General features: G+C 72.1%; 17 protein-coding genes. 6 read left to right on the forward strand and 11 right to left on the reverse strand.

The genetic code is table 11. The annotated features are described in order from the left end of the window. From AB0F98_RS10665 to AB0F98_RS10680, 4 genes are all read left to right on the forward strand, one after another. The gene (locus AB0F98_RS10665) at positions 1–888 is read left to right on the forward strand and encodes a carbohydrate ABC transporter permease (protein ID WP_357731977.1); all 888 of its coding nucleotides are present in this window, start codon (positions 1–3) and stop codon (positions 886–888) included. Positions 889–1039: 151 nt separating this feature from the next. Next, positions 1040–2695, forward strand: coding sequence for an alpha-amylase family glycosyl hydrolase (locus AB0F98_RS10670; protein ID WP_357731980.1), 1656 nt, complete (start codon positions 1040–1042; stop codon positions 2693–2695). Positions 2696–2899: 204 nt separating this feature from the next. Then, positions 2900–5725, forward strand: a complete 2826-nt coding sequence (locus tag AB0F98_RS10675; RefSeq protein WP_357731983.1) for a discoidin domain-containing protein — start codon at positions 2900–2902, stop codon at positions 5723–5725. Between the two features lie 112 nt (positions 5726–5837). After that, on the forward strand, positions 5838–10124 hold the full coding sequence (locus tag AB0F98_RS10680) for a discoidin domain-containing protein (protein WP_357731986.1): 4287 nt from the start codon (positions 5838–5840) through the stop codon (positions 10122–10124). A gap of 60 nt (positions 10125–10184) precedes the next feature. Here the strand turns inward: AB0F98_RS10680 and AB0F98_RS10685 are convergent, their stop codons facing one another. After that, the gene (locus tag AB0F98_RS10685; protein ID WP_357731989.1) at positions 10185–10949 is read right to left on the reverse strand and encodes a crotonase/enoyl-CoA hydratase family protein; all 765 of its coding nucleotides are present in this window, start codon (positions 10947–10949) and stop codon (positions 10185–10187) included. 62 nt (positions 10950–11011) lie between these two features. On the opposite strand from AB0F98_RS10685, the gene bluB reads away from it, so the two are divergent. Both bluB and AB0F98_RS10695 read left to right on the forward strand, forming a co-directional pair. Beyond that, on the forward strand, positions 11012–11659 hold the full coding sequence (bluB, locus tag AB0F98_RS10690) for a 5,6-dimethylbenzimidazole synthase (RefSeq protein WP_357732479.1): 648 nt from the start codon (positions 11012–11014) through the stop codon (positions 11657–11659). A gap of 120 nt (positions 11660–11779) precedes the next feature. After that, a complete protein-coding gene (locus AB0F98_RS10695; protein ID WP_357731992.1) occupies positions 11780–12631 on the forward strand; it encodes a Rieske 2Fe-2S domain-containing protein in 852 nt (283 codons plus the stop codon). Positions 12632–12704: 73 nt separating this feature from the next. On the opposite strand, the gene AB0F98_RS10700 is transcribed toward AB0F98_RS10695, so the two are convergent. The 10 genes from AB0F98_RS10700 to AB0F98_RS10745 all read right to left on the reverse strand — a co-directional run bounded on the left by AB0F98_RS10700 (position 12705) and on the right by AB0F98_RS10745 (position 20358). Further along, positions 12705–13865, reverse strand: coding sequence for a LysM domain-containing protein (locus AB0F98_RS10700; RefSeq protein ID WP_357731996.1), 1161 nt, complete (start codon positions 13863–13865; stop codon positions 12705–12707). A 13-nt stretch (positions 13866–13878) separates the two neighbouring features. After that, positions 13879–14304, reverse strand: coding sequence for a hypothetical protein (locus tag AB0F98_RS10705; RefSeq protein WP_357732000.1), 426 nt, complete (start codon positions 14302–14304; stop codon positions 13879–13881). Further along, positions 14301–14783 (reverse strand): TadE/TadG family type IV pilus assembly protein, encoded by a 483-nt coding sequence (locus AB0F98_RS10710; protein WP_357732003.1) that lies wholly within the window; start codon positions 14781–14783, stop codon positions 14301–14303. The genes AB0F98_RS10705 and AB0F98_RS10710 overlap by 4 nt, the downstream gene beginning before the upstream one ends. Beyond that, the gene (locus AB0F98_RS10715; protein WP_357732482.1) at positions 14768–15178 is read right to left on the reverse strand and encodes a TadE family protein; all 411 of its coding nucleotides are present in this window, start codon (positions 15176–15178) and stop codon (positions 14768–14770) included. Before AB0F98_RS10715 ends, AB0F98_RS10710 begins: the two co-directional genes overlap by 16 nt. 107 nt (positions 15179–15285) lie before the next feature. Further along, entirely contained in the window at positions 15286–15495 is a 210-nt protein-coding gene (locus AB0F98_RS10720) for a hypothetical protein (protein WP_357732006.1), read from the reverse strand. A gap of 25 nt (positions 15496–15520) precedes the next feature. After that, positions 15521–16387: a type II secretion system F family protein gene (locus tag AB0F98_RS10725; protein ID WP_357732485.1), complete on the reverse strand. Its 867-nt coding sequence runs from the start codon at positions 16385–16387 to the stop codon at positions 15521–15523. A 64-nt stretch (positions 16388–16451) separates the two neighbouring features. Beyond that, positions 16452–17354, reverse strand: coding sequence for a type II secretion system F family protein (locus tag AB0F98_RS10730; RefSeq protein WP_357732011.1), 903 nt, complete (start codon positions 17352–17354; stop codon positions 16452–16454). A 4-nt stretch (positions 17355–17358) separates the two neighbouring features. Further along, entirely contained in the window at positions 17359–18903 is a 1545-nt protein-coding gene (locus AB0F98_RS10735; protein ID WP_357732014.1) for an ATPase, T2SS/T4P/T4SS family, read from the reverse strand. Continuing rightward, positions 18893–19693 carry a ParA family protein gene (locus AB0F98_RS10740; protein ID WP_357732018.1) on the reverse strand — a complete coding sequence of 267 codons (801 nt, stop codon included), beginning with the start codon at positions 19691–19693 and terminating at the stop codon, positions 18893–18895. Before AB0F98_RS10740 ends, AB0F98_RS10735 begins: the two co-directional genes overlap by 11 nt. Positions 19694–19695: 2 nt before the next feature. Continuing rightward, positions 19696–20358: an SAF domain-containing protein gene (locus AB0F98_RS10745; RefSeq protein WP_357732021.1), complete on the reverse strand. Its 663-nt coding sequence runs from the start codon at positions 20356–20358 to the stop codon at positions 19696–19698. Positions 20359–20373: the final 15 nt, after the last annotated feature.

Genomic DNA, 20373 nt, shown 5'->3' on the forward strand with positions numbered 1-20373 from the left:
ATGGCACAGGACTCCGGGACCCGGACCCTCATCTCGCACGCCCAGCTCCGACGGGGGCGCGGTAGAGCGATCTACTGGACGCTGATCGCCGTCGTGGTCGTGGGCTTCACGCTCGTGTTCCTCGGGCCGCTCTACTGGATGGTCACCGGCGCGCTCAAGTCGGGCCAGGAGATCGCGCAGACCCCGCCGTCACTGTTCCCGCAGGAGCCCCAGTGGCAGAACTACGCCGACGCGTGGAACAACCTGGCTCTTGCGAAGCTGCTGTTCAACACGTTCTACTACGCGGCCGGCGCGGTGCTGTTCCAGCTCGTCCTCGACACCGCGGCGGCGTACGCCCTGTCGAAGCTCCGCCCGATCTTCGGCAACGCGATCCTCGCCATGATGCTGGCGACGCTGATGATCCCGGCGATGGTCCTCATCGTTCCGCAGTACGTGACGGCGATCGACCTGCCGATCCTGCACATCAACCTGCTCGACTCGCCGTTCGCGATCTGGCTGCCCCTGGTCGCGAACGCGTTCAACATCTTCCTCCTCAAACGGTTCTTCGACTCGATCCCGGAGGACCTGATGGCGGCCGCCCTCATCGACGGGGCGACGGCGCTGCGTACGCTCTGGTCGGTCGTCCTGCCGATGTCGCGCCCCATCCTCGGGGTGGTGTCGATCTTCGCCGTGACCGCGGTGTGGAAGGACTTCCTCTGGCCGAAGCTGGTCATGCCGTCGCCCGAGACGCGCACGGTCAGCGTCGGCATCTACGCCTTCGCGGGCGGTACGCCGATGAACGTGGTGATCGCCGCGTCGGTCATCGCCGCGATCCCGACCGTGATCATCTTTCTGATCTTCCAGCGCAACATCATGTCCGGTCTGACCACGGGGAGCCTCAAGGGTTAGCTCTCGATCCCCGGGGCGCTGCGCGTCCTCAGGTGCGTCCGACGAGGCCGGACCCACCGGCGCGACCCCTCCCGCGGCGAACAACGACCGTTCGCCCGGTACAGATCCAGGTCCGGCGAACCCGCCGACGTAACGCAGAAAGCAGGTGCTCGTGTCCACAGCAGACGGTAGTCCGTGGTGGCGTGGAGCGGTGATCTACCAGGTTTACCCGCGTAGCTTCGCCGACGGCAACGGCGACGGGATCGGCGACATCGCCGGGATCCGGTCCCGGCTCAACTACCTGTCCACGCTCGGCGTCGACGCGATCTGGTTCAGCCCCTGGTACCCCTCCCCGATGGCCGACGCCGGCTACGACGTGGCCGACTACCGCGACATCGACCCGGTGTTCGGCACGCTGGCGGAGGCGGAGGCGCTGATCGCGGAGGCACACGCGCTCGGCATCAGGACCATCGTCGACGTCGTGCCGAACCACTGCTCCGACGCACACCCCTGGTTCCAGGCGGCACTCGCCGGCGGCCCGGACGCGCCCGAGCGGGATCTGTTCTGGTTCCGTCCCGGCCGGGGCCCGAACGGCGATCAGCGGCCCACCGACTGGGTCGGCGAGTTCGGCGGCGAGACGTGGACCCGCACCACCAATCCGGACGGCGCCCCCGGCGACTGGTACCTGCACCTGTTCACCGCCGAGCAGCCCGACTTCAACTGGGACCACCCGAGGGTGCGCGCGGAGTTCGAGGACATCCTGCGGTTCTGGTTCGACCGGGGAGTGGACGGCATCCGGATCGACTCGGCCGGGTTGCTGGTCAAGGACGGTTCGCTGCCGGCGACCCTGCCCGGTCGGCCGCACCCGTTCCGCGACCTCGACGGCGTGCACGAGATCTACCGTGCCTGGCGGCGGGTCGCCGACGAGTACCCCGGCGACCGGGCACTGATCGGCGAGGTGTGGATGCCGGACCGGCAGCGGTTCGCCAACTACCTGCGTCCGGACGAGCTGCACGCGGCGTTCAACTTCGACTTCCTCGGTTGCGCCTGGGACGCCGCCGCGTTGCGCGAGAGCATCGACGGGACGCTGGGCGCACACGCGCCGGTCGGTGCGCCGGCCACCTGGGTCCTCTCCAATCACGACGTGACCCGGCACGTCACCCGCTACGGCCGGGCCGACACTACGTTCAGCTTCGCCGCGAAGCGCGAAGGGATCCCCACCGACCTGGAGCTGGGCACCCGCCGGGCCCGTGCCGCCGCGCTGCTGTCGCTGTCGCTGCCCGGCGCGGCCTACGTCTACCAGGGCGAGGAGCTGGGCCTCTGGGAGGTCGAGGACATTCCGCGTGAGCTGCGGCAGGACCCGATGTACTTCCGCTCGGGCGGCGTCGACCCGGGCCGCGACGGGTGCCGCGTCCCGCTGCCCTGGTCCGGCGAGACGCCGCCGTTCGACTTCAGCCCGGACGAGGCGACGGGGACACCGTGGCTTCCCCAGCCGGCCGACTGGAAGGACCGGACGGCGCAGGCGCAGGCCGGCGACGAGCGATCGATGCTGGAGTTGTACCGGCGGGCGATCGCCATCCGCCGAACCGACCCCGCGCTCGGCGACGGTGAGATGACCTGGCTGCCCGCCCCGGAGGGGGTGCTCGCCTACCACCGCTCACCCGGCTTCACCTGCCTGGTCAACATCTCCGCCGCGGCGGTGCCGCTGCCGCCGCACACCGAGCGGCTGCTCGCCAGCGGCCCGCTCGACGACGACCTGCTACCGCCGGACACCGCCGTCTGGCTGCGCACCGCCGAACCGATTCCCGCCGGCCCCGACCCGGCCTGATCTCGCCGTGCCGGCGGCTCCGTCCCGCCGCCGGCACCGCGCCCGCACCACCCGGCGGTTCCGTCCCACCGCCGGCTTTCCGCCAGCCCGCCGGCCCCGCCGGCCGAGACCGACATGGAGGTAGTCGCCACACACCGCAACGCATCGGGGGGACCGCAACGCACGGGGGGATCTGGACCACCGACGAGAGGGAGAGCCCAGCTCATGCCCGACCACGCCACCGCCCACCCACCCCGAAAAGCCCGCGCCCGCGCGGGGGCGGCCGCTCTCGCCGCCGCCCTCACCGCGACGTCGCTCACCGTCATCGCGCTGACCAGCACCGCGACCCCGGCCCAGGCGGCCGGGCTCTCCCCGTTCGACATCGCGGGGCGAGGCGCCGACGTCCCGTTCGTCGAGCACGAGGCGGAGGAGTCCGCCCACACCGGCACGAAGATCGGCCCGGACCGGTACTACGGCACGCTGCCGTCCGAGGCGTCCGGTCGCGAGGCGGTCACCCTGGACGCCGTCGGCGAGTACGTCGAGTTCACCCTCACCGAGCCGGCCAACGCCGTCACCTTCCGGTACAGCATCCCGGACAACGCCGCAGGCACCGGAAGGGACGCCAGCATCGAGCTGCGGGCCAACGGCGCACTGGTCAAGGCCGTGCCGGTGACCTCCCGGTACGGCTGGTACTACGGCGGCTACCCGTTCAACAACAACCCGGGCGACACCAACCCGCACCACTTCTACGACGAGGCCCGGACGATGTTCGGGACCACCTACCAGCCCGGTACGAGGATCAGGCTCCAGGTCTCCTCGACCGCCCAGTCGCCGAGCTTCACCATCGACCTGGCCGACTTCGAGCTGGTCGGGTCGCCGATCGACAAGCCCGCCAACGTGCTGGACGTGGTGACCGACTTCGGTGCCGACCCGACCGGTGCCACCGACTCGACGGCCAAGTTCCAGGCGGCGGTGGACGCCGGGAAGGCGCAGGGACGCGCGGTCTGGATCCCGTCCGGCACCTTCACCCTCTGGGACCACGTGGTCGTGGACGGGGTGACCCTGCGTGGTGCCGGCCCGTGGTACTCGGTGCTCGGCGGCCGGCACCCCACCGATCGCAAACGTGCCGCCGGCATCTACGGCAAGTACGTCCCCGGCGGCGGTTACAGCGGCGAGATCCGGTCCCACGAGGCCGGCGGCCCGAGCCGCAATGTCACGCTGCGGGACTTCGCCATCATCGGCGACATCCGGGAGCGGGTGGACGAGCACCAGGTCAACGCCATCGGCGGCGCCATGTCGAACTCGGTGGTGGACAACGTCTGGATGCAGCACACCAAGGTCGGTGCCTGGATGGACGGCCCGATGGACAACTTCACCATCCGCAACAGCCGGATCCTCGACCAGACCGCGGACGGGGTGAACTTCCACTGGGGAGTCACCAACTCGACGGTGACCAACACGTTCGTACGCAACACCGGTGACGACGCGCTGGCCATGTGGGCGCAGAACGTACCGAACGTCAACAACTCGTTCACGTTCAACACGATCGGCGTGACCGTCCTCGCCAACCATCTGGTGACGTACGGCGGGCGGGACATCAAGATCACCGACAACGTCACCGCCGACTCGGTCACCAACGGCGGCGGGATCCATGTCGCCAACCGCTACCCCGGCGTGAACGGCCCGACCGCGGTCTCCGGCACGATCACCGTCGCCCGGAACACGCTCATCCGCAACGGCAACTCGGACTACAACTGGCGGTTCGGCGTGGGCGCGATCTGGTTCTCCGCGCTCAACGAACCGATCCAGAACGCCACGATCAACGTCACCGACACCGACGTCCTGGACAGTTCGTACGCGGCGCTGCACTGGATCGAGGGCGCGACCAGCGGGATCAACTTCGACAACGTCCGCATCGACGGCACGGGCACGTACGCCCTGCAGGTGCAGGCGCCCAGCCAGGTGTCGTTCACCAACGTACGGGCCACCGGCGTCGCGCAGTCGAACCCCATCCACAACTGCGTAGGTAGCGGCTTCCAGATCACCCAGGGCCCGGGCAACTCCGGCTGGTACACGGCCACGCCGTACTGCGGCCCGTGGCCGGACCCGCAGTGGGGCGGCGGTCCGACCGATCCGCCCCCGACAGATCCCCCGCCCACCGACCCACCGCCCACCGACCCACCGCCGACGGGCGGGAATCTGGCGCTGGGCCGGACGGTCACCGCGACCAGCTCCACCCAGAACTACGTGGCCGCCAACACGGTGGACGGCAACGCCGCCAGCTACTGGGAGAGCGCGAACAACAACTTCCCCCAGTCCCTCACCGTCGACCTGGGCGCGGTGCGCGACGTCGACCGCGTGCAGCTGAAGCTCCCGGCCGGCTGGGAACGGCGTACCCAGACGCTGGCAGTGCTCGGCTCGACCGACGGCTCCTCCTGGGCGACGCTCGCCGGGTCCGCGGGCCACACGTTCGACCCGGCGTCCGGCAACAGCGTCTCGGTGGCCCTGCCGGCGGGCGACCGCCGGTTCGTCCGGCTGACGTTCACCGGTAACACCGGTTGGCCGGCGGGCCAGCTCGCCGAGTTCGAGGTGTACGGCGACGGATCCACCCCGCCGCCCACCACCCCGCCGGCCGGGAACCTGGCGGCGGGACGGCCGATCTCGGCGACCAGCCACGCCGACGTGTACGTCGCCGGCAACGCGGTGGACGGCAACCCGAACACCTACTGGGAGAGCGCGAACAACGCCTTCCCCCAGTCGGTGACCGTCGATCTGGGCAGCGCCCGACCGGTGTCCCGGCTGGTGCTGAAGCTCCCGCCGGCCCCGGCCTGGCAGACGCGTACGCAGACGCTGGCCGTGCTCGGTTCCACCGACGGCTCCTCGTTCAGCACGCTGAAGGGCTCGGCCGGCTACGCCTTCGACCCGGCGTCCGGGAACACCGTGTCGATCTCCGTGCCGGCGGGCGACCGCCGGTTCGTCCGGTTGACCTTCACCGGCAACACCGGCTGGCCGGCCGGTCAGCTCGCCGAGTTCGAGGTCCACGCCACCTGACGTGCGCCGGTGGGGCTCCGCCGCCGACCGGGGCCCCACCGACGCGCCCGCACCACCCCCCGCACCACCGCACACGCCTCTCCACGTCCCCGGGAAGAAGGTGTCCGCAACCATGTCCAGATTCCGTACCCGAGCGATCGCGGTACTGGCCGTGATCAGCCTGACCGTCACCGCGGCCCCGGCGCCACCCGCCGTCGCAGCGGGCGGCCCGAACCTCGCCGCCGGCAGGAACACCTCCGCGAGCAGCACCAACGCGCCGTACGTCGCGGCGAACCTGACCGACGGCAACCAGGGCAGCTACTGGGAGAGCAGCGGCGCCCTCCCGCAGTGGGCCCAGGTGGACCTCGGCTCCAGCCGGTCCATCGACCAGGTGATCCTCAAGCTGCCCGGCAGCTGGGAGGCGCGTACCCAGACGCTCTCCGTGCAGGGCAGCGCGGACGGCAGCGGCTTCAACACCATCGTCTCCGCCACCGGGCGGTCGTTCAACCCGGCTGGCGGCAACACCGTGACCATCAACTTCCCGGCCACCAGCACCCGGTTCGTCCGCGTCCAGGTCACCGCGAACACCGGTTGGTCGGCCGCCCAGCTCGCCGAGCTGGAGGTGTACGGCGCGGCGACCTCGTCGACCAACCTGGCGCTCGGCAAGGCGATGGCGGAGAGCAGCCACGCCGACGTGTACGGCGCGGCCAACGCCAACGACGGCAACGCCGGCACCTACTGGGAGAGCGCTAACAACGCCTTCCCGCAGTGGATCCAGGTCGACCTGGCCGCCACGGTGAACGTCAACCGGCTGGTGCTCAAGCTCCCCGGTGGCTGGGGCGCGCGTAGCCAGACGTTGACCGTGCAGGGCAGCACCAACGGGTCGAGCTTCAGCACCCTGGTCGCCTCGGCGTCGTACGCCTTCAACCGCGGCTCCGGCAACTCCGTCACGGTCGACGTGCCCAACGCCGCCACCCGGTACGTCCGCCTGCTGGTCACCGCGAACACCGGTTGGCCCGCCGGGCAGCTCTCGGAGCTGGAGGTCTACGGCCCGGCGACCGGCGACATCGAGCCGCCCTCGGCACCCGGCAACCTCGCCTTCACCGAACCGGCCGCCGACCAGGTCCGGCTCACCTGGACCGCGTCCAGCGACAACGTCGGCGTGACCGGCTACGACATCTACGCCAACGGGGTGCTGCGCACCAGCGTCGGCGGTTCGACGCTCACGTACACCGACACCCAGCCGGCCTCCGTCACGGTGACCTACCAGGTGCGGGCCCGGGACGCCGCCGGCAACCAGTCGGCGAACAGCAACTCGGTGACCCGTCCGGGCGAAACCGGTGACACGACGGCACCGACCGCACCGGGCAACCTGGCCTACACGCAGCCGGCGAGCGGGCAGATCCGGTTGACCTGGACCGCGTCGACCGACAACGCCGGGGTGACCGGGTACGACGTGTACGCCAACGGCACGTTGCGCGGCAGCGTCAACGGTTCCACGCTCACCTACACCGACAGCCAACCCGCGTCGGCGACCGTCTCCTACTTCATCCGCGCCCGGGACGCGGCGGGGAACGTGTCGGCGAACAGCAACATCGTCACCCGCCCCGGCAGCACGCCGGGCGGCACCAACCTCGCCGTCGGCAAGCCGATCACCGCCTCCTCGGTGGTGCACATCTTCAACGCCGTCAACGCCAACGACGACGACGTCACCACCTACTGGGAGGGCGCGCCCGGGGCGTACCCGAGCACGCTGACCGTGGCGCTCGGCGCGAACGCGACGATCAGCTCCCTGGTGGTGAAGCTCAACCCCGATCCGGTCTGGGGACCACGCACCCAGACGTTCCAGGTGCTCGGCCGGGAGCAGTCGGCGGCCGGGTTCACCACGCTGGTCGGGTCGGCCACCTACTCGTTCAACTCGACCAGCGGTAACACGGTGACCATCCCGGTCTCGGCGACCGCCGCCGACGTCCGGCTCCAGTTCACCGCGAACTCCGGCTCGTCGAACGGGCAGGTCGCCGAGCTCCAGGTGATCGGCGTACCGGCACCGAACCCGGACCTCACGGTCACCGGCCTCACCGCGTCGCCCGCGTCCCCGGTGGAGACCGACGCGATCACCCTCTCCGCCACGGTCCGCAACGCCGGCACGGCGGGCGCCGCGGCCACGGCCGTCGGCCTCTACCTGGGTACGACGAAGGTCGGCACGGCGAACGTCGGCGCGCTGGCCGCCGGGGCGTCGACCACCGTCTCGGCGAACATCGGCCCGCGCAACGCCGGCAGCTACGAGCTCGTCGCGAAGGTCGACGAGGCCAACACGGTGATCGAGCAGAACGAGGCGAACAACAGCTACACCAGCCCGAACGCGCTCACCGTCAGCCCGGTGGCCAGCTCCGACCTGGTGGCCTCGGCGGTGACCTGGTCGCCCGGCACGCCGAGCGCGGGAGCCACCGTCAACTTCGCGGTGACCATCCGCAACCAGGGCACCGTCGCCTCGGCCGGGGGCGCGCACGGCATCACGCTGACCGTGCTCAACGACTCGGGCAGCGTGGTCCGTACGTTGACCGGCTCGTACAGCGGCACCATCGCCGCCGGCGCGACCGCCGGGCCGATGAACCTCGGCGGCTGGACGGCGGCCAACGGCCGGTACACCGTCCGGGTGGTGCTCGCCGACGACGCCAACGAGCTGCCGGTGAAGCGGCAGAACAACACCAGCGAGCGTCCGCTCTTCGTGGGGCGCGGGGCGAACCTGCCGTACGACATGTACGAGGCCGAGGAGGGCACGGTCGGTGGCGGAGCACAGGTGCTCGCGCCGAACCGTACCATCGGCGACCTGGCCGGTGAGGCGTCCGGCCGACGGGCGGTCACCCTCAACAGCAACGGCGCGTACGTCGAGTGGACCACCAAGGCCCCGGCCAACGCGCTGGTGACCCGTTTCTCGATCCCGGACGCACCGGGCGGCGGGGGCATCGACTCGACGTTGAACATCTACGTCGACGGGGTGCTGCACAAGCCGATCAGCCTTACCTCGAAGCACATCTGGCTGTACGGCGCCGAGGCCGGTCCGAGCGACTCGCCGAGCGCGGGGCCGCCCCGGCACCTCTACGACGAGGCGAACGTCCTGCTGAACTCCACGATCCCGGCCGGCAGCCGGATCCGGCTCCAGAAGGACCCGGCCAACAACACCACGTACGCCATCGACTTCATCAACCTCGAGCAGGTGTCGCCGCGGGCCAACCCGGACCCGGCGCGGTACGCGGTACCGAACGGGTTCAGCCACGCCGACGTGCAGAACGCCCTGGACGCGGTGCGGATGGACACCTCCGGCACGCTGACCGGTGTCTACCTGCCGGTCGGCACGTACGAGACCTCGCAGAAGTTCCAGGTCTACGGCAAGCCGGTCAAGGTCGTCGGCGCGGGCATGTGGTTCACCCGCTTCCGGACGCCGACGTCGCAGCAGAACACCGACGCCGGTTTCCGGGTGGAACCCTCGGCCAGCGGGTCGTCCTTCGAGCACCTCGCCTTCTTCGGCAACTACACGAACCGCATCGACGGGCCGGGGAAGGTCTGGGGTGAGTTGAAGGACGTCGACAACATGACCCTGGACAACGTCTGGGTCGAGCACACCGTCTGTGCGTACTGGGGGGTCAGCGTCAGCGGCCTCACCATCACGAACAGCCGGTTCCGCAACACCTTCGCCGACGCGGTGAACATGACCAACGGCAGCACCGACAACCTGGTAGCCAACTCGGAGGGCCGCTCCAACGGTGACGACGCGTTCGCGCTCTTCTCCGCCACCGACCAGGGCGCGTCGACCGGCAACCACGGCAACGTGTTCGAGAACCTGACCGCCACGCTGACCTGGCGGGCGGCGGGCATCGCCGTCTACGGCGGCTACGACAACGTGTTCCGCAACCTCTACATCGCCGACCAGTTGACGTACTCCGGCCTCACCATCAGTTCGCTGGACTTCGGCTACCCGTTCATCGGCTTTGGAGCCAGCCCACCCACCCGGTTCGAGAACATCTCACTGATCCGGTCCGGCGGCCACTTCTGGGGTGCGCAGACCTTCCCAGCGATCTGGATCTTCTCGGCGTCGAAGGAGTTCCGTGGCATCCGTGCCACGGACGTGGACATCGTGGACCCGACGTACTCCGGGATCATGTTCCAGACCAAGTACACCGGCAGCCAGCCGGAGAACCCGGTCACCGACACCGTCTTCACCAACGTCTCGATCTCCGGGGCGCGACGCAGCGGTGACGCCTTCGACGCCAAGTCCGGCTTCGGCATCTGGGTCAACGAGATGCCCGAGCCGGGTCAGGGCCCGGCGGTCGGCTCGGCGACCTTCAACAACCTCCGCCTGACCGACAACGACGTCGACATCAGGAACACGACCTCGACCTTCACCATCATCCGCAACTGACCATCGGCGCGGGGACGCCGCCGGGGGAGCCCACTCTCCCGGCGGGGTCCGCCGTTCCGATCAGCCGACCGGGGCGCCGTGCCGGCCGGCACCGGCGGCGAACCGCGCCGCCCCCGCCACGGCGTCCGCGGCCAGCGACTCGATCCCGTACGTCAGCTCGGTCGCCATCGCCGCCGGCTCGGGCAGCCCGGCGCCGGCGAGCACCGCCGCCCGGTCGTTGCGCAGGCAGGTTTGCGGGTGCCGCGCCAGCTCGGCGGCCAACTGCTCGGCCTCCGCCCGCGCCGTACCCGGTGCGACCAGGCGGTTGACCAGACCCATGGCGTACGCCTCCTGCGCCGGCACGGGTCTGCCGGTGAGGATCAGGTCCATCGCCCGGCTCTCGCCGATGAGGCGGGGCAGCCGGACCGTGCCCCCGTCGATCAGTGGGACGCCCCAACGCCGGCAGAACACGCCGAGCACCGCGTCGGCCTCGGCGACCCGCAGGTCGCACCAGAGCGCCAGCTCCAGGCCACCGGCGACGGCGTACCCGGAGATCGCCGCGATCACCGGCTTGCCCAGGGCCAGCCGGGTCGGGCCCATCGGGCCGTCCCCGTCGGGCTCCACCCGGTTGCCGCTCGGCGTGCCGATCGCCTTCAGGTCGGCGCCGGCGCAGAACGTGCCGCCGGCACCCCAGAGCACCGCGGCCGAGGCGTCCGGGTCGGCGTCGAAGGCGCGGAACGCGTCGGCCAGCGCCCGCGCGGTCGGCCCGTCCACGGCGTTGCGCGCCGCCGGCCGGTCCAGGATCACCGTGGTCACCGGTCCGTGACGTTCGACCCGTACACCCATCGACACAGCATGCCTGCGGCGGTGCCGGTACACCAGGGGCTACCATGCCCGCGAACGTGATCATGAGGGGTGCCGTGAACACCGACCTGTACGACGTCATCCACCGCCGCCGCGACGTGCGGGCCCAGTTCACCGGGGCTCCGGTGCCCGACGACACGCTGCATCGGATCCTCGCCGCAGCGCACGCCGCGCCGAGCGTCGGTTACTCCCAACCCTGGGACTTCATCGTCGTCCGAGACCCGGAGACCCGGCACCGCTTCCACGAGCACGTCAGCGCCGAACGGGACACCTTCGCCGGCACCCTCACCGGGGAGGCCGCCGAGCGGTTCGCGCGGATCAAGATCGACGGGGTGCGGGAGTCCACCCTGTCGATCGTGGTCACGTACGACCCGGCCCGGGGCGGACCGGCCGTGCTCGGCCGGCACGCGATCGCCGACACCGGGCTCTACTCCGCCTGCCTGGCCATCCAGAACCTCTGGCTGGCCGCCACCGCCGAAGGGCTCGGTGTCGGGTGGGTCTCCTTCTACCGGGAGCCCTGGCTCGCCGAGCTGCTCGGCATCCCGGCCGGCATCCGGCCGATCGCCTGGCTCTGCGTCGGGCCGGTGACCCACCTGGAATCGGTGCCCGACCTGGCCCGGCACGGCTGGCGGCAGAAGCGTCCGCTGGCCGACGCGATCCACGAGGAGCGCTGGCAGCCGGTGGCCGACTGATCGGGCGCCCGGTGTCACCTGCGGAACCCGTCACGGCGGGATCGAACGGTGGTCACGCTCGGCTACGAATCCGTCCTCGGCGACCGGTTTGCGGCGGCGAGGACCGGGAAGTCGGTACCCGTGCGAGCACTCCTGACGAAAATCGAGCAGAACCCGCGGCTGGACCGGGTGGGTGACCCGCTGCAGCGCGCGGTCCAGGCGGTCCTGCGACCGCAGCGGATCCGGGACCTGCTGCACGGTGTCCCGCTGGGCCACCCGCTGCACCCGGCGATGGTGCAGGTGCCGGTCGGATCCTGGATCAGCGCGGCGATCCTCGACCTGATGCCCGGGCAGCGCCGGGCCGCCACGACCCTGACCGCCGTCGGCACGGTGAGCGCCCTGCCGGCGGTCGTCGCCGGGCTCAACGACTGGGCGGCGCTGGCACCCGACCAGCGCCGGGTGGGCCTGGTGCACGCCGCCGCCAACAGTCTAGGGCTGGCCTGCTACACGGCCTCCCTGGCCGCGCGCCTCTCCGGCCAGCACCGGCTCGGTCGCGCGCTCGGCATGGCGGGCCTGAGTGTCGTCAGCCTCGGCGCCTACATCGGTGGGCACCTGGCGTACAAGCAGGGCGCGCAGGTCAGCCAGAGCATCTCCGAGCTGCACCTGATCAGTCAGGGCTGGCATCCGCTGGGCGACATGGCGAGCATCCCGCAGCGGCAGCTGATCACCCGCGAGATCGACGACGTGTCGGTGATCCTCTACCGGCACGGCGACGACGTCACCGTGATGCTGGAGCGCTGCCCGCACCAGAGCGGCCCACTCGGCCAGGGCGAGGTGCAGCAGGTCGACGGGCACGACTGCGTGGTCTGCCCGTGGCACGGCAGCACGTTCCGGCTCAACGGCGGCGAGGTGGTGCACGGTCCGTCCGGCAACGACGGACAGGTGCTGCCCACCCGCATCCGCAACGGCATGATCGAGGCGCGGCTGCCCTGAGCGGCACGCCGGTGCGGCGGAGCGGGCGGTCGGCGCCTCCTCCTGCTGCGCGGCGGGCGGCGTCGGGACCGGTTCAGTCGCGGCGGTGTCGCCCGACCGGCAGCGCACCGACGGCGCGGGTGTGCGCTCCGGCCTGGCCGCTGGGCAGCGCGCGCACCACCCTCGTCGCCGTCCGGCCCGGCCGCGTGGCCGCACCCGGGGCGCCCGTTCGGATGCCGGCGGTGGCCGGGCGGCGGCGCAGCCCGAGGACGGCACCTATCTGCGCGCCGACGATGCTGGCCACGGCGAGCACGGCGGAGACCGCCAACGGGCGGTTCAGCCGGTCCGGCTCACCGGCGCGGGCCGCGCCCACCGTCATCGCGGGCGCCTCGGCGTCGGGCCGGGCGGAGTCGCCGGGCGAGTTTCCGGCATCCGGGGTGCCCGGCCGGGTCTCGTGTGCCCCGGCGACCCGCTCGGCGGCCGGCATGGGACGTGGCGAGGGTCGGCCCACGAGACGACCCGTGGCATGCGGTCGTAAGCCCCGGTCGGTCGCCTGTTCCGGCAGCTTGAGCAGTTGTCCCGGGCGGATCCGGTCAGGGTCGGCGAGCCGGTTGATTCGGGCCAGCTCGCGGTAGTCGGCGAACTCGTCCAGGTAGCGTTCGGCGACCGCGCCGAGGTAGTCGCCCTTCGCGACCCGATACACCGCAGCACCGCTCGCCCGCTCGTCCCGCCCGCTCGCCGTCGTCACCGTCACCGCGCCGGGAGCGATCGTGCCGGGAGTGGCGGAGAACGCGACCGGCGCCGCGCCCAAGGGCGCCGCGTGCACACCGGCTGCGGCCGGTCCGGCGTACGCCTGGGTGGCGACCGTGGCGGCGCTGGCCGCCGGGGCGGCGGCGACGATCAGCGCGACCGAGCCGACCAGGGCAGCCGCCGCGCGCTGCTGCCGGCTCATGCCCGGCAGCCGGGGCGCCGGTCGGCGCAGCGCCTGCGCGCCCAACTCGACGAGCACCGAGAGGGTGAACGTGGCCCAGCCGAACCAGCCGACGACGGCCAGCGCCCGCAGGAAGAGTTGCCCGTCGTCGCGGCTGGTCAGCGTGGCGCCGACCTCGGCGAGAGTCGGTACGTGGTCGGGGAGCGGATTGCCGGCGAGGGCGAGCAGCGCCACCGGGGCGCCCACCAGCACCGCACAGAGCACGATCAGCGCGCCGAACCCGGTGAGGATCCGTCCGGTCCGGCGTAGGGCGGAGCGACCCATGGCTGCCTTCCTTCTACGGTCCGGTGAGGGCACGCGCGGTCGCCTCACCGGTGACGGTGACGGTGTCGTCGAGGCCGAACAGGCCGAGCATCGACCTGCGGTACGTGACGGTGACGCGTACGCGGATCAAGGTCTCGCCGGCCACGACCGGGAAACTGACCGTGTGTCCGGCGCTGCCGGCGGCGGCGAGGTAGTCAGCCACCGCGACGCGCGCCTGCCGTTTGTCGATCCGCTTCGGCCCGCCGGCGATCGCGGTGGCCCGGTCGACGGCCTGCCCGCCGGCGCGGGCCGCCTCGGCGGCCAGGTTGTCGGCGCGTTGCAGGGTACGCAGCTGGCCGGCCCCGTCGTAGGAGAGCCCGATGATGGCGAGCACCCCCACCATCGCCACCGCGAGGAAGATGCTCACCCGCCCGGCGTCGCGGCCCGGCCCGGCGGTCATCCACGGCTCCGGTACCGGTCCAGCGGCGAGGTGAAGCTCGCCGAGACCGCGTTGCCGCTCGGCATGCCGGGCAGCACGGAGAGGTGCAGGTCCGCGTAGGACAAAGTGCAGCTCACCTCGACGGTGACCGTGGCCTCGCGGCCGGCCCGGCTGTGGAAGGCCGCGCCGAAGCTGGTGGGACGGCCGGCGACCGAGCCGCTGAACGTGAAGGTCGGGCCGTCGACGCAGGTCATGTCCTCCCACTTCAGCTGCTGCCGGGCCGCTTTCCGAGCCTCCTCGCGGGCGGTGCCGGCGTCCCGGGAGATGGAGGCGGCCCGGGCTGCGTCGTGGGCGGCGGCCTCGATCGCCTCGGCCGCCACCGCGCTGCGACCGGTCACCCCGGCCAGCACGATCAGCGCGATGAACGCTGGGGCGAGCACCGCCACCTCGATGGAGACCGAACCGCGTCCCTGGTCGTCGCGGGTCACGGCGTGGTCCACCGTTCCTTCGTTCCGTGGGCGGTTTGCACCACCGGGAAACTCACCAGCGGGATCACTGAGAGGGACCGGCCGCGGACGGTGCAGGTCACCTCGGCAGCACCGGTCCGGCAGGACGGACCGGGTCGCTCCCAGCCGACCAGCCAGTCACCAGAGGCGCGGAGGAAGCGGGTGGCCCGCCGGGCACCGGCGTCCGCGGGAGCCTGGTGCACCCGCTGCGCGTTCACCGCGCTCTGCGCGGCGTTCAGCGCGGTCGACCGGGCCACGAACCAGACGGCGATCTGCACCGAGGCGAAGAGCAGCACCAGGATCACGGGCATCACCACCGCCAACTCGACCGGGCTGGCGCCGCGGTCCGCGCCGCCGCCGGTCGTCCGCCGCAGCGCCGCGCCGGCCACCCGGTGGACGGCGCGGCGCGCGGAGCGGCCGGTCACGGACCTGCGGGGGCACCCGACGGCAGGTGCCGTCCGGTGCCCCCGGCGCTGAGCGGCTCGGTGCATCGCCGTTACGGCTTGGTCGGGTTGCTATGGGCCGGGATGCCGTTCATCCAGTCCTCCGCCTTGGCGAGGGCCAGACCGGTGACGATCGTCGCCACGAACACCAGGCCGAAGATGATGACGGCGGTCGGCACGGGGCTGTCCCCGCGTTCGCCGTCGCGGCGCAACTCGGCCAGGCGTGTCGTCAACGCGACGTGCACGTAGCTGAAGAGGGACATCGGCGTGCTCCTTCTCGGATCGGGTTCACATGCGGGCGATGAACGGGTAGACGACGAAGCCGAGCAGGACGAAGACGAGCAGCGCACCGGGGATGTCGAGGCGACTGGTCACCCCCTCGGCCCGGGCGAGGTTGTCGGTACGGATCTGGTCGCGCAGCGAGTCGGCCCGGCTGCGCAGGGTCTCGTGCACCTGCGCCCCCTCACTGCCGGACGAGCGCATGATCGCGCCGACGTCGCCGAGTTCGGGGATGCCGATCCGGTCGGCGAGGTCCCGCAGCTCGTCCCACGGCGAGTGCATCTGCATCTGGGCGATCCGCAGCGCCTCGGCGATCCGGTCGAAGACCCAGCCGTCGCAGACCGCCGCGGCCCGCTCCAGGGACTGCACCGGTCCGTGCGCGGCGGAGAGCTGCAACGCCACGAGGTCCAGGTAGGTGCAGACCGCCTGCCGGAACTCCTCCCGGGCCTTGGCGGCCCGAGCCAGGACGGACCGGTGCGCCAGCAGCGCCGCGACCAGGGCGAGCCCGAGACTGCCCAGCACCGGCACCGCCACTGGCAGGGAGATGCCGAGTACGAAGCAGGCCACCCCCAGCAGGGTCGGCGCGGCCAGCCCGACCAGCGCGGACAGCAGTAGCGACAGCGCGTACTGCTCGGGGCTCTGGTCGATCAGTGCGAGTTGCCGGTGCGGTGGGCGCAGCCACCGCGAGAACCCGCTGAGCCACTCCAGGCGTCGTCCGGCCGGGGTGGTTAGCGGTGTCGTGCCCACCGGCTGGTGCAGCCGACGGAGCGCCGGCCCGAGCGCCGGGGAGGCCGGCACCAGCTCGCGTACGACCAGGAACAGGCCGAGCCCGACGGCTGTCCCGCCACCCACGGCGATCCCGAGCTGCCAGTTCAGGTAGGTGATCACCGGCCCGGCCTCCCGTTCCGGTCCGTGGTTTCCAGGGGTCCGCTCCTCGTGCTCACGCGATCGCCTCCTCCGGGTCGGGGGCGGGCAGGAAGCGGGCCGGCCGCTGCGGCTGACTCATCGACCGCACCCAGACCAGCAGGCCGATGAAGGTGGCACCGAGAGCTGCCATCACCAGCTGGCCGACCGGCGTGGCGTACGGACGGATGTACTCGTCGTTGAGCAATCCGTAGCCGAGCGTGGCGAGGGTCATCCCGGTCAGGAAGCGCACCGCGAACCGAGGCTGGGTGCGTTTCGCCTCGATCTCCCGCCGGGTGGACACCTCGGCGGCCGCTGCGGCGGCGATCGAGCCGAGCACGTCACCGAGGCGGTCGCCCCGGTCGCTCAGGTGCAGGATCAGCGCGGCCACCACCTGGTCGCAGACCGGGTCGCCGATCTCGTCGGCGAACGCGAGCAGGGCGGAGCGGGCCAGCCAGCCGGCCTGGAGCCGGGCGGCGAGCAGCCGTACCTCCTCCTCGATCTCCTCCGGCGCGGTGCCGACGGTATGGATGATCGACTGTTGCAGTCCCTGCCCGGTGGCGGAGACGTCCTTGAGCCGGCGGGTCCACTCGCCGACCGCCTCGACCCGGGCGATGGCGTGTTGCTCGGCCCGGCCCACGTTGAACAGCCAGGGCGTGCCGGGCACCGCGACCGCGACCAGCAGACCCACCACGGGCAGGCCGGTGAGCAGGAACGCCGCCGCCCCGGCCACCAGCGCGCCGATCAGCAGGGCCTGGTGGTTGCGCTGCTCGGCGGGAGTGCCGCCCGACCCGTACCAGAGGCGACGCAGGCCGGGCCCGGCGCCGGGGGCAGGTCCGGGCGGTCGCCGGGTGCCGACGAGCGCGACCACTGCCAGGAGCAGCCCGGCCACGCAGGCCGCGCCGGAGACCACCGCGATCAGTTCGACGCCGTCGCGCACGTCGTCACCGCCGGGCCAGTCGGGTCTGCCGTGGCCGCCGCCAGGCGCCGGTACCGGCCTCGATCCAGCGGGTCAGCAACCGCGCGTCGTAGCCGACCCGGAGCAGTTGGTCGCGTACCCGTTCCGGCAGATGCCGGGGGACCGCCCGGCCGTCCGGCCCGGGGCCGAACACCGTGGTCGTGGTGATCCGGCCGACGTCGCCGGCACCGATCACCTCCTCGACGTGCGAGACGAACCGGTGTTTGCGGCCACCGATCGCGGTCTCGTCCTCGACGGTCACGTAGACGATCAGGTCGAGCGCGTTGCCGGCCATCCGGCGTGCCTGGTCGACGGTCATCTCCCGGCCGTGCGCCAGGGCCAGCTCCACGATCCGTTCGCCGACGCCGGCCGGCGTACGGGCGTGGATGGTGCACATCGAGCCCCGGCTGGTCGTCATGGCCTGGAGCATCGGCACGATCTCCCGGGACCGCACCTCGCCGACGATGATCCGCAGTACGCCCATCCGGAGTGAGACCGGGATCAGGTCGGCGATGGTGACCTCACCCGCCGGACGACCGTCCAGTCCCCGCTCGCCGTGCCCCTCGCGGGCCTCGAAGCTCATCACCGCCCGGTGCCGGGGTTGGCGGCGGGCCGGCAGCAGCTCCCGGCTCTCCTCCAGCAGCACGTACGGCTCGTCCGGCGGGATCTCGTTCATGAGGGCCCGGATCACGGTCGTCTTCCCGGCCCCGGCGAGCCCGGCGACCATGATGTTCAACCCGGCGCGCATGGACGCGCGGAGGAAGTCGCGCAGCAGCGGATCGATCATCTCGTCCAGGTCGGCCCGGGAACCGGCGATGTCGTCCAGGCTCACGTCCAGCGTGTTGTGCTTGCGGATCACCGCGTACGGGCGGTGGCTGACCAGGAACACCGCGGCGAGCCGGCTACCGTCGGGAAGTTGCAGGTCCAGGGTGGGCTTCGACGTGGAGAGCGAGCGTTCCGTGGCCCCGGCCCGCCGGGCCGCCGCCTGGAGGATCTCCACGAGCTCGGCGTCGCTGTCGGCGATCGGCTCAGCCCAGTCGGAGCCGCCGCCGTGCCGGGTGATGCGCACCTGGTCACAGCCGAGGATGTGCACCTCCTCGATGGTCTCGTCGACCAGCAGCGTCTGTAGCCGGCCCAGCCCGACCAGCTCGGCGGTCACCTGGTCGAGCAGGTTCCGCTCCTCTTCGGCGGGCATCGGCGTACCGGCCCGGCGGACCGAGTCGGCGTACTCCGAGACGACCGCCACGGCGAGCCGGGCCCGCTCGGTGTCCTCCTCGTCGGGGGTGAACTCCCGGCCGCGCTGCCACAGGGTGAGTCGTTCACTGAGCTGGCGGCGCAGTTCCCGGACCACCTGGAAGTCGACCCGTGGCCGGGGCGGGGAGGTGGTGGCCGCCCCGGGGAGCGGCGGTGCGTGGTGCCGGCCGTTCGCCGGGGCGAGCGGCGGCGTGACCGAGGTGGCGCTCGGCGGCGCGACCGGGCCGGCGGCCGGCGGCTGCTGCCGCGGGTCGGTTGAGACGGGCTCAAAGCGCATGTGGGACTCCCTGCGGGACGGGCCAGGCGAGCCGGGCTCGACGCCGGTCCAGCAGCGCGCCGACCGGCACCTCCAGCGCGGCGGCCGCGCGCATCAGCGGCCGTCCGGCCCGCACGTTTCCGCCGAACGCGAGCACCCGGGCGGTACGCGGGTCGTACGGCAGCCGGGCGATCACCGGCAGGCGCAGCACCCGACTGATCTCGGTGCGCCCGTGCCCGTCACCGACCAGCAGCAGCCGCAGGTTGCCCGGCGGTACCCGGTGCTCGGTGAAGTCCCGCTCGATCGCCTTGACCATGGCCTGCGCGCCGGAGAGGTCGGGCAGTTCGGCACGGGTGACCACGAGCACCACCGAGGCGGCGCGCAGCAGCGGCCAGGGCGGGTTGGTCACGTGCAGCCGACCGCAGTCGACCAGCACGTCGTACGGGGGTGTGCCCCGTTCCAGGCCGGTGAGGAAGTCGGCGAACCGTTGCCACAGTGGGGTGACGCTGCCGGACTGGACCGGGTCGACCACCCCGGGCAGCAGCAGCCGTTCCCGCCGGGGCGCGTCCAGGTCGACCAGTTGTGACCAGAACGCGGTCTCCAGGTTCCCGTCGCGCAACTCGCCGACGGCGAGTTCACCGATGCCGCGTGGCCCGTCGAGCGCGCCGCCGAGGAAGCCGGCGAGGATCGAACCCCCGGCCGGATCACACTCGGCGAGCACGAGCCGTCGGTGCCAGGTGAGTGTGGCGGCCAACGCGGAGGTGGTGACGCCCGGCGAGCCCTTGGCGGAGACGAGCGCGATGATCGCCATGCTCAGGCCGCCTCGGTGAGCACGACCGCGATCCGGTCCTGCGCGTTCAACGCCACCACCGCGGGTACGTCCCGGACGGCCAGCGCCAGGTAGACCACGATGTCGTCGTTCGTGTCGGAGGCACCCGTGTCGATGACCGTGGCCGGGAAGCGGGTCCCGCCGGCCGCGGCGGAGCCGCCCGCGCTGCCGTCCGGTGTGCTGACCAGCAGCAGCTTGTCGCCGGGGTGCAGTTGCCGGGCGGGCACCTCGGCCGGGCCCAGGCCGAGCGCGAGCTGCTGCTGGTCGGGGCCGAGCAGCGGGGCGTCGGTCAGCTGCCCCATCGTCAGCAGGCTGCCCGGGGCCAGCGACATCGCGGCGCGTTTGCCGAGCACCTCGTCGATCCGGTCGGCCGGCACGGGGCTGAGCCCCTGACCGCCGGCCACCTGCACCGGCCTCAGGTCGTCGGCGCTGAGCTGCCGGCCCACCTCCACGGGGCGGGCCACCGCCAGGTAGCTACCGGTGGCGCGTACCGAGGTGACCGCGAACGCGGCGCCCAACCCGCCGAGGGCGATCAGCAGTACGGCCAGGCCCAGCAGCCCCGGACGTATTCGCCGCTGCCGGACCACCCTGGGCGGGGTGACCGGGGCCTCGGCCGGGCTCGTTCCGTTGCGCGTCGCCAGGCTCACCGGGTCACCGCCGTT

This window comes from Micromonospora sp. NPDC023737 (assembly GCF_040639715.1).
Lineage (GTDB): Bacteria > Actinomycetota > Actinomycetes > Mycobacteriales > Micromonosporaceae > Micromonospora.